This is a genomic window from Micromonospora sp. RP3T (assembly GCF_003027925.1).
Taxonomy (GTDB): Bacteria; Actinomycetota; Actinomycetes; order Mycobacteriales; family Micromonosporaceae; genus Micromonospora.
Genome location: NZ_PYPS01000013.1, coordinates 1 through 14,730, shown reverse-complemented (window position 1 = coordinate 14,730; position 14,730 = coordinate 1). Strand labels below are relative to the sequence as shown.

The 14,730-nt window shown below is 73.1% G+C and carries 13 protein-coding genes and 1 tRNA gene; 8 read left to right on the top strand and 6 right to left on the bottom strand.

The window, feature by feature from the left end:
• Positions 1 to 108 precede the first annotated feature (108 nt).
• From C8054_RS12630 to argS, 3 genes are read right to left on the bottom strand one after another with little or no spacing between them, the layout of a single operon-like run.
• The gene (locus C8054_RS12630; protein WP_107156976.1) at positions 109 to 1,413 is read right to left on the bottom strand and encodes a homoserine dehydrogenase; all 1,305 of its coding nucleotides are present in this window, start codon (positions 1,411 to 1,413) and stop codon (positions 109 to 111) included.
• Entirely contained in the window at positions 1,410 to 2,795 is a 1,386-nt protein-coding gene (lysA, locus tag C8054_RS12625; RefSeq protein ID WP_107156975.1) for a diaminopimelate decarboxylase, read from the bottom strand. The genes C8054_RS12630 and lysA overlap by 4 nt, the downstream gene beginning before the upstream one ends.
• A gap of 6 nt (positions 2,796 to 2,801) precedes the next feature.
• The gene (gene argS, locus C8054_RS12620) at positions 2,802 to 4,469 is read right to left on the bottom strand and encodes an arginine--tRNA ligase (RefSeq protein ID WP_107156974.1); all 1,668 of its coding nucleotides are present in this window, start codon (positions 4,467 to 4,469) and stop codon (positions 2,802 to 2,804) included.
• 98 nt (positions 4,470 to 4,567) lie between these two features.
• Here argS and C8054_RS12610 point away from each other — a divergent pair, with 98 nt between their 5' ends.
• The 4 genes from C8054_RS12610 (at position 4,568) to C8054_RS12595 (ending at position 7,087) form a co-directional block, all read left to right on the top strand.
• Complete coding sequence (locus tag C8054_RS12610; RefSeq protein ID WP_107156973.1) at positions 4,568 to 5,401, top strand: DUF3105 domain-containing protein; 834 nt, start codon at positions 4,568 to 4,570, stop codon at positions 5,399 to 5,401.
• A 10-nt stretch (positions 5,402 to 5,411) separates the two neighbouring features.
• Positions 5,412 to 6,086 carry a DUF305 domain-containing protein gene (locus tag C8054_RS12605; protein WP_107156972.1) on the top strand — a complete coding sequence of 225 codons (675 nt, stop codon included), beginning with the start codon at positions 5,412 to 5,414 and terminating at the stop codon, positions 6,084 to 6,086.
• Positions 6,087 to 6,240: 154 nt separating this feature from the next.
• A complete protein-coding gene (locus C8054_RS12600) occupies positions 6,241 to 6,936 on the top strand; it encodes a winged helix-turn-helix domain-containing protein (protein ID WP_107156971.1) in 696 nt (231 codons plus the stop codon).
• A 76-nt stretch (positions 6,937 to 7,012) separates the two neighbouring features.
• Positions 7,013 to 7,087: transfer RNA gene (locus tag C8054_RS12595), tRNA-Arg, on the top strand.
• A 47-nt stretch (positions 7,088 to 7,134) separates the two neighbouring features.
• Here C8054_RS12595 and ligD read toward each other — a convergent pair.
• Positions 7,135 to 8,094 carry a non-homologous end-joining DNA ligase gene (gene ligD, locus C8054_RS12590; protein WP_107156970.1) on the bottom strand — a complete coding sequence of 320 codons (960 nt, stop codon included), beginning with the start codon at positions 8,092 to 8,094 and terminating at the stop codon, positions 7,135 to 7,137.
• Between the two features lie 458 nt (positions 8,095 to 8,552).
• On the opposite strand from ligD, the gene C8054_RS12585 reads away from it, so the two are divergent.
• Genes C8054_RS12585 through C8054_RS12575 form a run of 3 tightly spaced genes read left to right on the top strand, consistent with a single transcriptional unit; the run spans position 8,553 to position 11,768 of the window.
• Entirely contained in the window at positions 8,553 to 8,957 is a 405-nt protein-coding gene (locus C8054_RS12585; RefSeq protein ID WP_107156969.1) for a helix-turn-helix domain-containing protein, read from the top strand.
• A 45-nt stretch (positions 8,958 to 9,002) separates the two neighbouring features.
• Positions 9,003 to 9,548, top strand: a complete 546-nt coding sequence (locus C8054_RS12580) for a TetR/AcrR family transcriptional regulator (RefSeq protein ID WP_107157101.1) — start codon at positions 9,003 to 9,005, stop codon at positions 9,546 to 9,548.
• A gap of 36 nt (positions 9,549 to 9,584) precedes the next feature.
• On the top strand, positions 9,585 to 11,768 hold the full coding sequence (locus tag C8054_RS12575; protein WP_107156968.1) for an MMPL family transporter: 2,184 nt from the start codon (positions 9,585 to 9,587) through the stop codon (positions 11,766 to 11,768).
• Positions 11,769 to 11,828: 60 nt separating this feature from the next.
• Here the strand turns inward: C8054_RS12575 and C8054_RS12570 are convergent, their stop codons facing one another.
• Entirely contained in the window at positions 11,829 to 13,085 is a 1,257-nt protein-coding gene (locus tag C8054_RS12570) for an erythromycin esterase family protein (protein ID WP_107156967.1), read from the bottom strand.
• Positions 13,086 to 13,166: 81 nt separating this feature from the next.
• On the opposite strand from C8054_RS12570, the gene C8054_RS12565 reads away from it, so the two are divergent.
• The gene (locus tag C8054_RS12565; protein ID WP_107156966.1) at positions 13,167 to 13,361 is read left to right on the top strand and encodes a DUF2795 domain-containing protein; all 195 of its coding nucleotides are present in this window, start codon (positions 13,167 to 13,169) and stop codon (positions 13,359 to 13,361) included.
• Between the two features lie 76 nt (positions 13,362 to 13,437).
• Here C8054_RS12565 and C8054_RS12560 read toward each other — a convergent pair.
• A partial coding sequence (locus C8054_RS12560; protein ID WP_107156965.1) for a molybdopterin-dependent oxidoreductase occupies positions 13,438 to 14,730 on the bottom strand: 1,293 nt, incomplete at its 5' end.

Here is a 14,730-nt window from a genome sequence, read left to right as displayed (position 1 = left end):
CGCTCCTCGCCTCTTGCGCCCCGGTCCGGGGCCCGTCTCAAGCGTGGACCAGCCTGCCCGACCGGTCACCGGCACACTCCGAGCTAACCATCAGGCGGGACGCCGGGGTCACGCACCGCCCTCGACCCGCAGCACGCTGGTGACCGACCGGACGGTGTCCAGCCCGCGCAGCTCGCGCACGGTGGCCGCGAGCGCGGCGTCCGGTGCGACGTGGGTGACGATGACCAGCTCGGCGTCCCCGCCGGCGGGGCCCTGCCGGACGGTGGCGATGGAGACCTCGTGCCGGGCGAACACCCCGGCCACCGACGCCAGCACGCCCGGCCGGTCGGCCACGTCGAGGCTGATGTGGTAGCGGGTGAGCGCCTCACCCATCGGCCGCACCGGCAGGTCCGCGTACGCCGACTCGCTGGCCGCGTGCACGCCGGCGAGGCGGTTGCGGGCCACCGCCACCACGTCGCCGAGCACCGCGCTGGCGGTCGGCGCCCCGCCCGCGCCCCGGCCGTAGAACATGAGCTGCCCGGCGGCGTCCGCCTCGACGAAGACCGCGTTGAACGCGTCGCCGACGCCGGCGAGCGGATGGCTCAGCGGGATCATCGCCGGGTGCACCCGGACGTTGACGGTCTCGTGGCCGGCCGGGTCGGCGCCCCGGGCCGCGATGCAGAGCAGCTTGATGGTGCAGCCCATGGCCTTGGCGCTGGCCACGTCCGCGGCGGTCACCTCGGTGATGCCCTCGCGGTGCACGTCGGCGGCGGTGACCCGGGTGTGGAACGCCAGCGAGGCGAGGATGGCGGCCTTGGCGGCGGCGTCGAAGCCCTCCACGTCGGCCGTCGGGTCGGCCTCCGCGTACCCCAGCTCGGTGGCCTCCTCCAGCGCCTCGGCGAACCCGGCGCCGGTGGCGTCCATGGCGGAGAGGATGAAGTTGGTGGTGCCGTTCACGATGCCGGTGACCCGGGTGATCCGGTCGCCGTGCAGCGACTCGCGCAGCGGGCGCAGCAGCGGGATGGCCCCGGCGACGCTGGCCTCGTAGTAGAGGTCGGCGCCGCCCTCGGCCGCCGCGTCGTGCAGCGTGGCGCCGTCCTCGGCGAGCAGCGCCTTGTTGGCGGTGACCACGCTCTTGCCGGCACGCAGCGCCTCGACCAGCCAGCCCCGGGCCGGCTCGATGCCGCCGACGACCTCGATCACCACGTCCACGTCGTCGCGCTTGATCAACCCGAGCGCGTCGGTGGTGAACAACGCCGGGTCGACCGGCAGGTCGCCGCGGTCGCGGCCGAGCCGGCGGACGGCGATGCCGGCGATCTCCAGCGGAGCGCCGATCCGGGCGGCGAGGTCGGCCGACTGCGCGTGCAGCAGGCGTACCACGTCGCTGCCGACCGTGCCGCAGCCGAGCAACGCCAAGCGAACCGGTGAGGTCATCCCACATCCAATGCGAGCAGGTCGTCTTCGGTCTCCCGCCGAACGATCACCCGGGCGTGACCGTCACGCACGGCGACGACCGGGGGCCTCGGCACATGGTTGTAGTTGCTGGCCATGCTCCGGCAGTAGGCCCCCGTGCCGGGCACCGCGACAAGATCTCCGGGCTGCACGTCGGCGGGCAGGAATTCATCCTTCACCACGATGTCCCCGGACTCACAGTGCTTTCCCACCACGCGGGCGAGCATCGGCACCGTGGAAGACGCGCGGTTCGCCAGCGTCGCCGAGTACGACGCGTCGTAGAGCGCGGTGCGGATGTTGTCGCTCATCCCCCCGTCCACGCTGACGTACGTCCGCAGACCGTCCACGTCCTTCACCGTGCCCACCTCGTAGAGCGTGAACACGGCCGGGCCGACGATGGCCCGGCCCGGCTCGACCGAGAGGTGCGGCACGGCGAGGTTCTCCGCCGCGCACTCGCCGTCGACGATCTTGCGGAGCCGCTTGGCCAGCTCGTGCGGGGACGCCGGGTCGTCCTGCGTGGTGTACGCGATGCCGAAGCCGCCGCCCAGGTCCAGCTCGGGCAGCTCCACGCCGCGGGCGTCGCGGATCTGCGCCTGCAGGGCGAGCACCCGGCGGGCGGAGACCTCGAAGCCGCTGGCGTCGAAGATCTGCGAGCCGATGTGCGAGTGCAGCCCACGCAGCTCCAGCACGTCCTCGTCGAGGATCCGGAAGGCGGCCGTCGCGGCGGCGCCGCCGGCGAGGGAGAAGCCGAACTTCTGGTCCTCGTGCGCGGTGGCGATGAACTCGTGGGTGTGCGCCTCCACGCCGACGGTGACCCGCAGCAGCACCCGGGGGCGGACCCCGCGCTCGCGGGCCAGTGCGGTGAGCCGGTCGATCTCGGTGAACGAGTCGACGATGATCCGACCCACGCCGGTGTCCACCGCCCGGGTCAGCTCGGCCACCGACTTGTTGTTGCCGTGGAAGCCGATCCGTTCCGGCGGCATCCCGGCCGAGAGCGCGGTGGCCAGCTCACCGCCGGTGCAGACGTCGAGGAACAGGCCCTCCTCGGCGATCATGCGGACCACCGCGCGGCAGAGGAACGCCTTGCCGGCGTAGTAGACGTCCGCGTCTGGAAAGGCGGCCCGGAACTCGCGGCAGCGTCCGCGCAGGTCGTCCTCGTCCAGCACGTACGCCGCGGTGCCGAACTCGGCGGCCAGGTCGCGGACGTCCAGGCCGGCGACGGTCAGCGCGCCGGCCGGGCCGCGCGCCACGTGGCGCGGCCAGAGCTGCGGCACCAGGGCGTTGACGTCGACCGGGGTACGCAGCCAGGCGGGCCCCCGGTTGCCGATGTCGCCGTGCAGGGCGCCGGCCTCATGCGCGCGCACCGGGGATCACATCCTTTCCGGCGCGGAGACGCCGAGCAGGCGCAGGCCGTTGGCGATGACCACCCGGGTGGCGTCGTTGAGCCAGAGCCGGGCCCGGTGGGTGTCGGTGATCTCCTCGTCGCCCTGCGGCGCGATCCGGCAGTTGTCGTAGAACCGGTGGTACGCCTGCGCGACGCTCTCCTCCAGGTAGCGGGCGATCCGGTGCGGCTCGCGCAGCTCGGCGGCGGTGGCCACCACGGCGGGGAACTCGGCGAGCGCCTTGAGCAGCTCGTTCTCCTTCTCGTGGCCGAGCAGCTCGGGGCGGAACGCGGCAGCGTCGCCCCGGGTCAGCCCGATCTCGGCGGCGTTGCGGGCCACCCCGGCCGTGCGGGCGGCGACATATTGCACGTAGTAGACCGGGTTGTCGTTCTTGGCCCGGGTCCACAGCTCCACGTCGATGTCGATCGGTGAGTCGGCCGAGTAGCGGGCCAGCGCGTAGCGGGACGCGTCCACGCCGATCGCGTCGACCAGGTCCTCCAGGGTGACCACGGTGCCGGCCCGCTTGCTCATCCGCACCGGGGCGCCGTCGCGGACCAGGTTGACGAGCTGGCCGATGAGGATCTCCAGGTTGCGCGCCGGGTCGTCGCCGAAGCAGGCGGCCATCGCCTTCATCCGGCCGATGTAGCCGTGGTGGTCGGCGCCCAGCATGATCACGACCCGCTCGAAGCCGCGCTCCCGCTTGTCGAGGTAGTAGGCGCAGTCGGCGGCGAAGTAGGTCCACTCGCCGTTGGACTTGCGCAGCACCCGGTCCTTGTCGTCGCCGAAGTCGGTGGTGCGCAGCCAGGTCGCGCCCTCGGACTCGAAGACGTGCCCCTGCTCGCGCAGCCGGGTCAGCGCCGCCTCCAGCTCGCCCCGGTCGTGCAGGTCCTTCTCGTTGAAGTAGGTGTCGAACTCCACCCCGAAGTCGCGCAGCGAGGACTTGATCTCGGCGAACATGAGCTGGACGCCCTCGACCCGGAACACCTCCTGGGCGGCGGCGTCGTCGAGGTCGAGCACGTCGGGCCGGCGCCGGATCACCTCGGCCGCGATCTCGGCGATGTACGCCCCGCCGTAGCCGTCCTCCGGCGCCGGCTCGCCCTTCGCGGCGGCCAGCAGCGACCGGGCGAACCGGTCGATCTGCGAGCCAGCGTCGTTGAAGTAGTACTCCGTGCCCACGTCCGCGCCGGTGGCGCGCAGCAGGCGGCTGAGCGCGTCGCCGACCGCCGCCCAGCGGACCCCGCCGATGTGCACCGGGCCGGTCGGGTTCGCCGAGACGAACTCCAGGTTGATCCGCTGCCCGGCCAGGGTGTCGCTGCTCCCGTACGCCGGGCCGGCCTCGACGATGACCTTGGCGAGCTGGCCGGCGGCGGCCGCGTCGAGCCGGATGTTCAGGAAGCCGGGGCCGGCGATCTCCACCGACTTGACCCCCGGCGCGTTGCCGAGCTGCTCGGCCAGCGCGGCGGCCAGCTCCCGCGGCGGCACACCGACCTTCTTGCTGAGCTGCAGCGCCAGCGTCGAGGCGTAGTCACCGTGATCGGGGTTACGGGGTCGCTCGACGGTGGTCTGCGCGGGCAACGCGGCAGGGTCCAGGCCCCGCTCGTCGAAGACGGCGTGGGCTGCGGCGAGGACGACCTCGGCGAGTTCTGCGGGAGTCACCGAACCATGTTATCGGGGGTAGACTCGGGCACCGCGGCGGCGACCCAGCATGTGAACAGGCCCCGCGCTCCCCTGACCGACCGACCTGACGAGGCACGATGAGCATCAGCACCCCGGGCGGCCCGGAACGCCGTCCCACCGTGGTCAGCACCGGCAAGAAGCCGGCCGCCGGCCGGCCCGCGGCTGCCGAGAAGCCCGCCGCCAAGGCCGGCGCGACCAAGCCCGGCGGCGGCAAGGGCCCACGTGCGGGCGCCGGGGGCAAGGGCCGCAAGCCGGTCACCCCGGTCAAGGTGAGCCAGGGTCGCTCGTGGGGCCCGATCGCCCTCTTCGTCGCGGTCGGCGTGCTGGCCGTCGGCATCATCGGCATCGGCGCCTGGGCGGTCTACCAGGGCGCTCAGCCCTGGCAGAAGCGGGCCGACGCGATCGACGGCGTGGTCGACTTCCGCAAGAAGGACAAGGACCTGGTCAAGGGCGGAAACCACCAGCCCGGCACGATCAAGTACGACGTCTCCCCGCCGGTCGCCGGCCCGCACAACCAGGCGTGGCAGAACTGCATGGGCGACGTCTACGACGCCCCGATCGCCAACGAGCACGCGGTGCACAGCCTGGAGCACGGCACGGTCTGGGTCACCTACCGTCCGGACCTGCCGGCCGACCAGGTGGCGAAGCTCAAGAGCAAGGTGCAGGGCAAGGAGAAGCTGATGCTCAGCCCGTACGAGGGGCTGGACAAGCCGATCTCGCTCCAGGCCTGGGGCTTCCAGCTCAAGGTCGACAACGCCGACGACGGCCGGATCGACGAGTTCATCAAGACGCTGCGGGTGAACGCCTCGATCGAGGGCCCGAACGCGCTCTGCGACCAGGGCGTGACGGCCACCGGCACCACCCCGCGTGACAACCTCCAGCAGAACATGCCCGAGCAGCCCACCCAGTGAGGACGCCGCGATGACCGCTCCGGTGACCACCGACAGCGAGCTGGACGAGGCCCCGGCCGCCGACGAGGGCGGCCGGCCGGCGGCGCGCCGTTACGGCCTGCTGGCCGTGGCCGCCGCCGTCGCGGTCGGGCTGCTCCTCGGGTACGCCGGCGGCCTGCTCACCCCGACGCTCACCCGCCCGGGCCAGAACTCGGCCGAGGCCGGTTTCGCCCGGGACATGACCGCCCACCACAACCAGGCGGTGGCCATGGGTCTGCTGGCGTTCCGCCAGGGGCAGGACGCCGAGGTCCGCCAGGTCGGGGTGGACATCGCCACCGGGCAGCAGGGCGAGATCGGCACCATGCAGACCTGGCTGCGGTCCTGGAAGCTGGACCCGACCGGCGACCAGGCTCCGATGGCGTGGATGCCGGACGGTGCCGGGTTGGTCAAGAACGGCCTGATGCCGGGCATGGCCACGCCCGAGGAGATGGCGAAGCTGCGGGCGGCGAGCGGTCGCGAGTTCGACGTGATGTTCCTGAGGATGATGATCCAGCACCACATCGGCGGGGTCCACATGATCGACGGCATCCTCGCCGAGGGGCACGACGACGACGTGCTGGCAGTCGCCCAGGTCATGAAGAACACCCAGCAGAACGACCTGGCCAACCTCACCGCGGCGCTCAAGCGCCTGGGTGGCACGCCCTGACGGTCCCACCCTCCGCTCACCGGAGCCCGCGTCGCGCGCCAGCGACGCGGGCTCCGACATGTCCCGGCCCAACAACTTTGTCCGTTATGCCGCTCGTAGACTTTTTCTACCCACATATCGTGACCAGTTGTGATTCGGGGTCGTTGCGCAGGACGTGGGGGTTGCACTCAGAGACGCAGGGCGGTCGGTGACCAGCTGGTGCCGACGCCACACCATCGGCGGTGACGGAGCGGTGGCAGCCGTCCGTCGCGGACTGCGGCAGGGCGAGCCGGGAACGCTCAGCCGCGAACAGGAACTCGAACTCATCGACGTGCTGCGGGGCGTCCACCCGGACGAGTTCGGCCTCGACGAGGAGCTGTGGACGCGGCAGAGCCTGACCACGCTCATCGAACGCCGGTTCGCGCTGGCGATGGACGCCGGCACCGTCGGGGCGTACCTCCGGGCCTGGGGCCTGGGCCCCCGCGAGCCGCGCGAGCGGGCCTGCGGGCTCTGCGTGGGCGCGGTCGAGCGGTGGGTACGCAGCGAGTACCCGGCGATCACCCGGGCGGCCCAGGAGCACGCTGCGGAGATCTACTGGCTCGGCCGGGTCCGGCTGCGCGGCACCATGCCCGCCGCCGACGTGGTCTCGGCGGTCTCCTCCCGGGGGCGGGTGCGGTTCATGGTCACCACGCCGTCGGTGGACCCGCCGCTGCCCCGGGACTTCGTCCTGCGGCTCAGCGGCGCCGACCAACGCCCCGTGCACCTGATCGTGGACGGCTCCTGGCCGCGCAACGAGTGGCCCCGGCGACTGCCCCGCCGCATCACGCTGCACCCGCTGCCGAGCTGCGGTCGCACCGTCGCCGCCGCCTGACCGACGAAGATCGACTCGCGGGCGATACCGATTCGGTGATCCGGGAAGGGGTTTGCTACTCTTCTCGGGTCGCTGAGCCCCCGTAGCTCAGGGGATAGAGCACCGCCCTCCGGAGGCGGGGGCGCAGGTTCGAATCCTGCCGGGGGCACCAGACATCTCGAAGCCCGGGCCGTCGTGCCCGGGCTTTCGCGTTGCCGGTCAGACGGCCTCCCGGCGGGCCCGGGCCCGCCGCTTGCCCTCGTGCATCGCCTGGACCCGGGCCACCGGGATGCTCCGCCCCTCGGCGACCAGCTCCGCCGGCAGCGACTGCGGCGCGGGCAGCGCCTCGACCCACGGGTCGCGGTCGCCGAGCAGCGCCGGCACGGTCCTCACGGTGAAGTCGGCGGGCGTCGCCGACTCCAGGTCGGCCCAGCCGATCGGGTACGACACCGGCGTGCCGGGCCGGATCCGCGGGCTGTACGCGGCCACCACCGTCGCCCCGTGCGCGCGGGTCGAGTCCACGAAGACCCGGCCCCCGCGGTCGGCCACGATGAACGCGGTGGTGGCCAGCGCCGGGTCGAGCCGTTCGGTGTGGGCCGCGAGCGCCCGGGTCGCGGCGGCGGCCTCCTCGGCCGTGGTCTCCGGTGTCACCGGCACGATCACGTGCAGGCCCTTCGCGCCGCTGGTCTTGACCGCACCGGCCAGCCCGGCGTCGCCGAGCGCCTGCCGCACCAGCAGCGCGACGCGGACCGCCGCGTCGAACGTCTCCCCCGCCGGCGGGTCCAGGTCGAGCACCAGGTGGGTCGGGTGCTCGGGCGCCCCGGCGCGGGCCAGCGTGGGGTGGTACTCCACCGCCCGCTGGTTGGCGAACCAGAGCAGTGTCCGCCGGTCGTCGCAGAGCGCGTACGAGATGCGCCGGTGCGACGCCTCCGCCCAGACCTCGGTGCGGCGCACCCACTCCGGCGTGTACTTCGGCAGGTTCTTCTGCATGAACGGCTCCTGGCCGGGCCGCACCCGCAGCACCGACAGCGGCCGGTCGCGCAGCTCCGGCAGGATTCGTCCGTGCAGCGCGTCCAGGTAGTCGACCAGGTCGCGCTTGGTCGCGCCGGCGGAGTCGAACAGCGGCTGATCCAGGTTGGTCAGCGAGATCCCGTCCCGGGTCTCGTCAGGGGCGCCCATCCGACCACCTTCCCGGCCCGACGGCGGCTCGGCAACCCCGACACGGCACCGGCGTGTCGTCCCGCTCGGGGCGGGTGTCCGAACTCCCGCTGGGCGGAACGTCGAACGCCTGGAGGTGATGCACCACCACGCTACGAACTTGATGGCGTGAACGGGTCAACGGGTGCGCGACGCACGTCCGGAGCCACGGTACGGGTCGGCTCGGCCCGGCGCCGCTGAGGTCGCCCGGCACGGCGCGGGCCCGGCCCGGAACGTGCCGCCGGGCTGCCCTTCCGGCGACTGATGCATTCACGCCATCAAGTTCGTAGGCGGAGACAACCCAGGCCTTCCCCGGCCAGGCAGGCGGCAGCCGTACGCACTCCGGCGGTCGGCTGCCACCGGTGACGCATGATGGTCACCGAGGCTCCCGTCGGGGCCGAGCGGAAGGAGCCGTGGTGACAAGCCAGGACGACCGGTGCGTGTCCGACCCGGCCGGCCAGACCCCGGACGGGACGCAGGCGCGGGCCTGCACGGTGCGGGAGGCGCTGGACCGGGTCGGCGGCAAGTGGAGCATCGGCATCCTGATCGCCGCCTCGACCGGCCCGGTGCGCTTCACCGAGCTGGAACGGCGGGTGGAGGGCATCAGCCGACGGATGCTCACGCTGACGTTGCGCAACCTGGAGCGCGACGGGCTGCTGGTCCGGCACGTGCATCCGACGGTGCCGCCGAGGGTGGAGTACACCGCCACCCCGATGGCCCGGGAGCTGTACGAGTCACTTGTCACGCTCACCCGCTGGGCCGAGCGGCACCGCGAGTCGATCAGCGCGGCCCGGGCCTCGTATGACCGGGAGCATCCTGTGGCGAAGCCCACCCGATCCGTCTGACCGATCGGTCAGGTGCTGACCGATCGGTCAGGCATGCTGGAGGGCATGGCACGCGCTACCCCGGCCACCCACGACGAGCTGCTCACCGCCGCGGCCCGTCGGTTCGCCGTCACCGGCTACAAGGGCACCTCGCTCCAGGACATCGCCCGTGAGGTCGGCTGCTCCAAGGCCACCGTGCTCTACCACTTCGCCAGCAAGGACGCGCTGCTCTGCGAGCTGATGGCCCCGGCCATCGCGATGCTGGAGGCACTCGACGCCCGGCTCGCCGACCTCACCGGCGCGCCGGCCCAGCGGGCCGCCGCCGAGGGCTTCGTCGACCTGGCGGTCCGCTTCCGCCGGGAGATCGCGCTGCTCCGGGGCGAGTTCCCGGACCTGCTCCAGCAGCCGGCGTTCGCGCACATCCAGCAGATCTCCGAACGGCTGATCGCCGCGTTCGCCGGGTTCTCCGACCGGCCGGTGGCCCGCGTCGCCGCGCTCGTCGTGCTGGCCGGCATCGCCGAGACCTGCGGCGAGTTCCTGGACATCCCCGACGAGGAGCTGCGACCCGCGCTGCTCGCCGTGGCGCACCGCGCGCTCGAACCCACCACCTGATCCCACCAGTTCGCACCCGAGGACGAAGGAAGGTCCATGGCGACCCTGCTGTACCGGCTCGGCCGGGCATCCCTACGCCGGCGGCGACTCGTCGCTGTCGTCTGGCTCGTCGTACTCGTCGGCCTCGGCCTGGCCGCGGCCACGCTGCGGGGCCCGACGGCGAGCAACTTCACCATGCCCGGCACCGAGTCGCAGCAGGCCATCGACCTGCTCGCCGACCGGTTCCCGGCGGCCAGCGGCGCCACCGGCACCATCGCCGTCAAGGCGCCGCAGGACGGCGCGCTCACCTCGCCGGCCGGCCAGGCGGTGGTCAAGCAGGTCACCCAGGAGGCGGCCACGCTGCCCGGCGTGGTCGGCGCGATCGACCCCTACCAGGCGCAGGCGCTCACGCCGGACGGCCGGTACGCGCTGATCCAGGTGCAGTTCGCCGGTCGCGCGGACGACGTGACCACCGAGCAGCGCGACGCGTACGAGAAGGTCGGCCAGCAGGCCGAGGCACAGGGCTGGCAGATCGCCCCCGGCGGCGAGGTGCTCAACGGCGAGCCGGAGGTCGGCTCGACCGAGGCGCTCGGTGTGCTGGTCGCGGCGATCGTCCTGGTCATCACGTTCGGCTCGCTGGTGGCAGCCGGGATGACCATGCTGAACGCGCTGATCGGCGTCGGCGTCGGCATGGCCGGCCTGTTCGCGCTCAGCGGCACGGTGGAGCTGACCAGCACCGCACCGATCCTGGCGCTGATGCTCGGCCTCGCGGTCGGCATCGACTACTCGCTGTTCATCACCTCCCGGCACCGGCAGAACCTGCTCGACGGGCTCTCCCCCGAGGAGGCGGTCGGCCGCGCGGTCGGCACCGCCGGCTCCGCCGTGGTGTTCGCCGGCGCGACGGTGGTGGTGGCGCTGGCCGGCCTGGCCGTGGTGGGCATCCCGTTCCTCACCGTGATGGGTCTGGCCGCCGCCGGCACCGTCACCGTGGCCGTGCTGGTGGCGATCACGTTGGCCCCGGCGCTGCTCGGCTTCGCCGGCCGCCGGGTGCTGCCGCGCAAGCTCCGCAACCGCGAGGCGGTCGCCGACCCGGGCACCGGCTCGGAGGACCGCTCCGGTTTCGGGTTCCGCTGGGCGAACTGGGTGACCCGGTTCCGCATCCCGGTGATCCTGGTCGGCCTGCTCGGCCTCGGCCTGCTGGCGATCCCGTCGCAGGACATGCGCCTGGCGCTGCCGGACGCCTCCACCGCCGCCGAGGGCACCCCGGCCCGGGTCAGCAACGACCTGATCCGGGAGGGCTTCGGCCCCGGTTTCACCGGCCGGCTCGCGGTCGTCGTCACCGCCGACTCGCCGCAGGCCACCCAGGCCGCCGTGCCGCAGGTCGCGTCGCTGATCCAGAAGACCGACGGGGTGCTGGCGGTGGCTCCGCCGCAGCTCGACCCGTCCGGCCGCACCGCGCTGCTCGGCGTGATCCCGAAGACCGGGCCGACCGACGAGAAGACCGAGGAGCTGGTGCACGACATCCGCCGGCAGGTCGGCGGCATCGGCAACGCCGAGGTGCTGCTCACCGGCGTCACCGCGATCGGCATCGACGTGTCGGAGAAGCTCTCCGACGCGCTCCCGGTCTACCTGCTGCTGGTGGTGGGCCTGTCCGTGCTGCTGCTGATGCTGGTGTTCCGGTCGATCCTGGTGCCGGTGAAGGCGGCGCTCGGGTTCCTGCTCACCGTGGCGGCCACGTTCGGCATCACGGTCGCGGTGTTCCAGCAGGGCCACCTGGCCGGGCTGCTCGGCGTCGACACGCCGGCGCCGCTGGTCAGCTTCCTGCCGATCCTGCTCATCGGCATCCTGTTCGGCCTGGCCATGGACTACGAGGTCTTCCTGGTCTCCCGGATGCGCGAGGACTTCGTGCACGGGGACACCGCCCGCCAGGCCACCATCAACGGCATGGGGCACGGCGCCCGGGTGGTCACCGCCGCGGCGCTCATCATGATGTCGGTGTTCGGCGGCTTCGTCTTCCTGGACGACCCGATCATCAAGTCGATGGGCTTCGCGCTCGCGATCGGTGTCGCCATCGACGCGTTCGTGGTCCGGATGACCATCGTCCCGGCGGTGATGTCGCTGCTGAACAACGCCGCCTGGTGGCTGCCGCGCTGGCTGAACAAGCTGCTGCCCAACGTGGACGTCGAGGGCGAGGGCCTGCGCGCCCACCTCGCCAACCGCGAACCCACCCCGGTGAAGTGAAAGGAGGGGCCCCCTGTTAACGCCTCGTGCATAACAGGGGGCCCCTCCTAACACCCCACCTCACACGCCAGCGGGATACGTCTCCATCTCGCCCGGTGTCACCAACGCCGGCAGCGGGTGCAACGCGGTCGTCTCGTCGCACCAGACGAACGCGTCGTACCGCTCCCCCAGCCGGGTCGGCACGTAGTTGCCCCACGACTCGAAGCTCGGGTCGTACACCACGCCGACGGCCCGGTGGTCCGCCTCCCCGGTAACCCACTCCGGCTCGTCCGGGCCGCCGAAGACCAGCACCGCCCGGTCCGGCATCAACTCGTGCAACAGGTGCTCCACCGACCCCTCCCGGGCCGGCGGCACCACCATCGTCTCGGCCGGGGAGCCCCAGCGCGGCGCGGCGATCACGCTGCCCCGCCAACTGCCGAAGCCGATCAGCGCCACCGCGTCCCGGCCGTGCCGTTCCCGACCGAGCTGACCGATGTTCACCATGCCGTCGGCCGCCATCTCGGTGGCCCGCGCGTCGCCGACGTGCGTGTTGTGCGCCCACACGACGCCGCGCGCGTCCGGACCGTAGCGGTCGAGCAGCCGGTCCAGCGTGTCCGCCATGTGGATGTCGCGGACGTTCCACGACTCCGGACCGCCGCCGATCATGGCCCGGTAGTACCGTTCCGCGCCGGCCACCACCTCCGCGTTCTGCCAGGCCGAGAAGCGGTCCGGGCCGTCCGCGGCGGCCTGTTCCCGGGTACGCGCCAACAACCGGACCACCTCCTCCTCGCACCGGGCGGAGACGAACCGGCTGGCCAGGCCGTACTCCTCGGCCTGTTTGCCGTACGGCTCGAAGCAGCGGTACGCCTCCTGGGCCGCCTCCAGCGACGCCGGGTCCTCCTCGCCCAGGTAGTCGAAGATGGCCTGCATCGACTCCCAGAGCGAGTAGACGTCGAGGCCGTGGAAGCCGGCCCGCTCCCCCTCCGGCCGCTCCAGGTTCCAGGCGCGCAGCCACCGGCAGAACCGGGCCACCTCCGCGTTCGCCCACATCCACGTGGGCCAGCGCTCGAACCGCTCCAACGCGACCATCGGATCGGCCAGTCCGCCCGGTGCGCCCACCACCGAGCGGTGCACCCGGTCGCAGTCCGGCCAGTCCCCCTCCACCGCGACGAAGTCGAACCCCTGCTCGGCGATGAGCCGCCGGGTCAGCTGCTCGCGCAGGCGGTAGTAGTCGTAGCTGCCGTGCGTCGCCTCGCCGATCATCACGATGCGGGCGTCGCGGACGCGCTCCAGCAGCGGGTCGAAGTCGCTCGGTGCGCCGAGCCGCTGAACCAGCATGTCCGCGGCTACCCGGGCCCCGCCGGGGCAAACCGTCGTCCGGACCGGCATGCCGCGCCGCCGAGCGGGTAGCCGCGCGACATGACCGTCAGCGGCGCGCAGTTGCAGGAGTTCGTCGCCGGACTCGACTACCCGGTCTCCCGGGCGGACCTGGTCCGCTGGGCTCAGGAGAACGGCGCCAGCACCGAGACGCTCCAGACGCTCCGGACGTTGCCGGCCGAGGAGTTCGACACCCCGGCCGAGCTCGGCGAGGCGCTGGCCCCCTTCACCGGTTAGGCGGTCCCTGGCTCAGCACCTGGTGTTAAGCGGGGGCCCTTCCTCTACCGGAGGCGTTAACCGGGGGCCCCTCCTTTCACCGCACCGTGAGGGTGATGGTGTGGTGGCCGGTGGCGCCGTCGGGGAACGGCGGGCGGCGTCGCTCGGGCTGTGTCGCGCCGGTGCCGTCGGTGGCGCGTACCCGCAGGGTGTGCGCGCCGGCCGGGGCGGACCAGAGGTAGCGCCACTGCACCCAGGTGTCGGTGGAGGCGGTGGGCAGCAGTTCGGCCGTCCGCCACGGGCCACCGTCCACCGACACCTCCACCGCCGCGATGCCCCGGTGCTGGGCCCAGGCCACTCCGGCCACGGTCACCGGCCCGGCGGGGAGCCGGGCGAACGGCGCGGGCCGGTCGATCCGGGACGCGGTCTTCACCGGCGCCTCCCGCGCCCAGCCCCGCCGCACCCAGTAGGCGTCGAAGGCGTCGAAGGTGGTCACCTCCAGCTCGGTGACCCATTTGCACGCGCCCGCGTAGCCGTACAGGCCGGGAGTGAGCATCCGGACCGGGAAGCCGTGCGCGAACGGCAGCGGCTCCCCGTTCATGCCGACCGCGAGCATGGCGTCCCGGCCGTCGAGGAGCGTCTCGATCGGGGTGCCGATTGTCATTCCCTCGTCGGAGCGGGCGACGAGCTGGTCGGCGCCGGCCCGGATGCCGGCCGCCCGCAGCAACGGGGCCAGCGGCGCGCCGAGCCACCGGGCGGTCCCCACGTACGGGCCGCCGACCTCGTTGGACACGCAGCTCAGCGTGACGTCCCGCTCGATCAGGCCGCGGTCGAGCAGGTCGGCGAAGCTCACCTCGACCGGTCGCGCCACCAGCCCGTGCAGCCGCAGCCGCCAGGTGTCCACGTCGAGCCGGGGCACGGTGAGCGCGGTGTCCACCCGGTAGAACTCCCCGGTCGGGGTGCGGAAGCCGGGCGCCACGCCCGCGGGCACCGGCCGGGCCGGCGAGGCCGGCGCGGGCAGCCGCACGGACTCCCGGGACCGGGCCGCGTCGGCCACGGTCAGCCGGCGCAGCACGGTCGCGCCGGCCCCGGCGAACACGGTGCCGACGGCGACCAGCGTCGCGTTCCGCACCACCGTCCGTCGGGTGGGCCCGCCCGCCGATCCCGAGCCGCCCGCACCATGGCCGCCCTCACCTGGGGCGCACCTCTCCGGACCGTCCGCTCCGGCGGAACCGGCCGCGCCGCCTCCGGACGCCGCCCGGCCCACCCCCACCGGGTCGGGGGCGGCGTCCGGAATGTTCGGGGCGGCCGGCAGGCCGGGCAGGGGCAGCCGACGCAGCAGGCCGGCGGCCACCGCGGCGCCGGCCAGGGCCGGCAGGGCGTCGGCCGG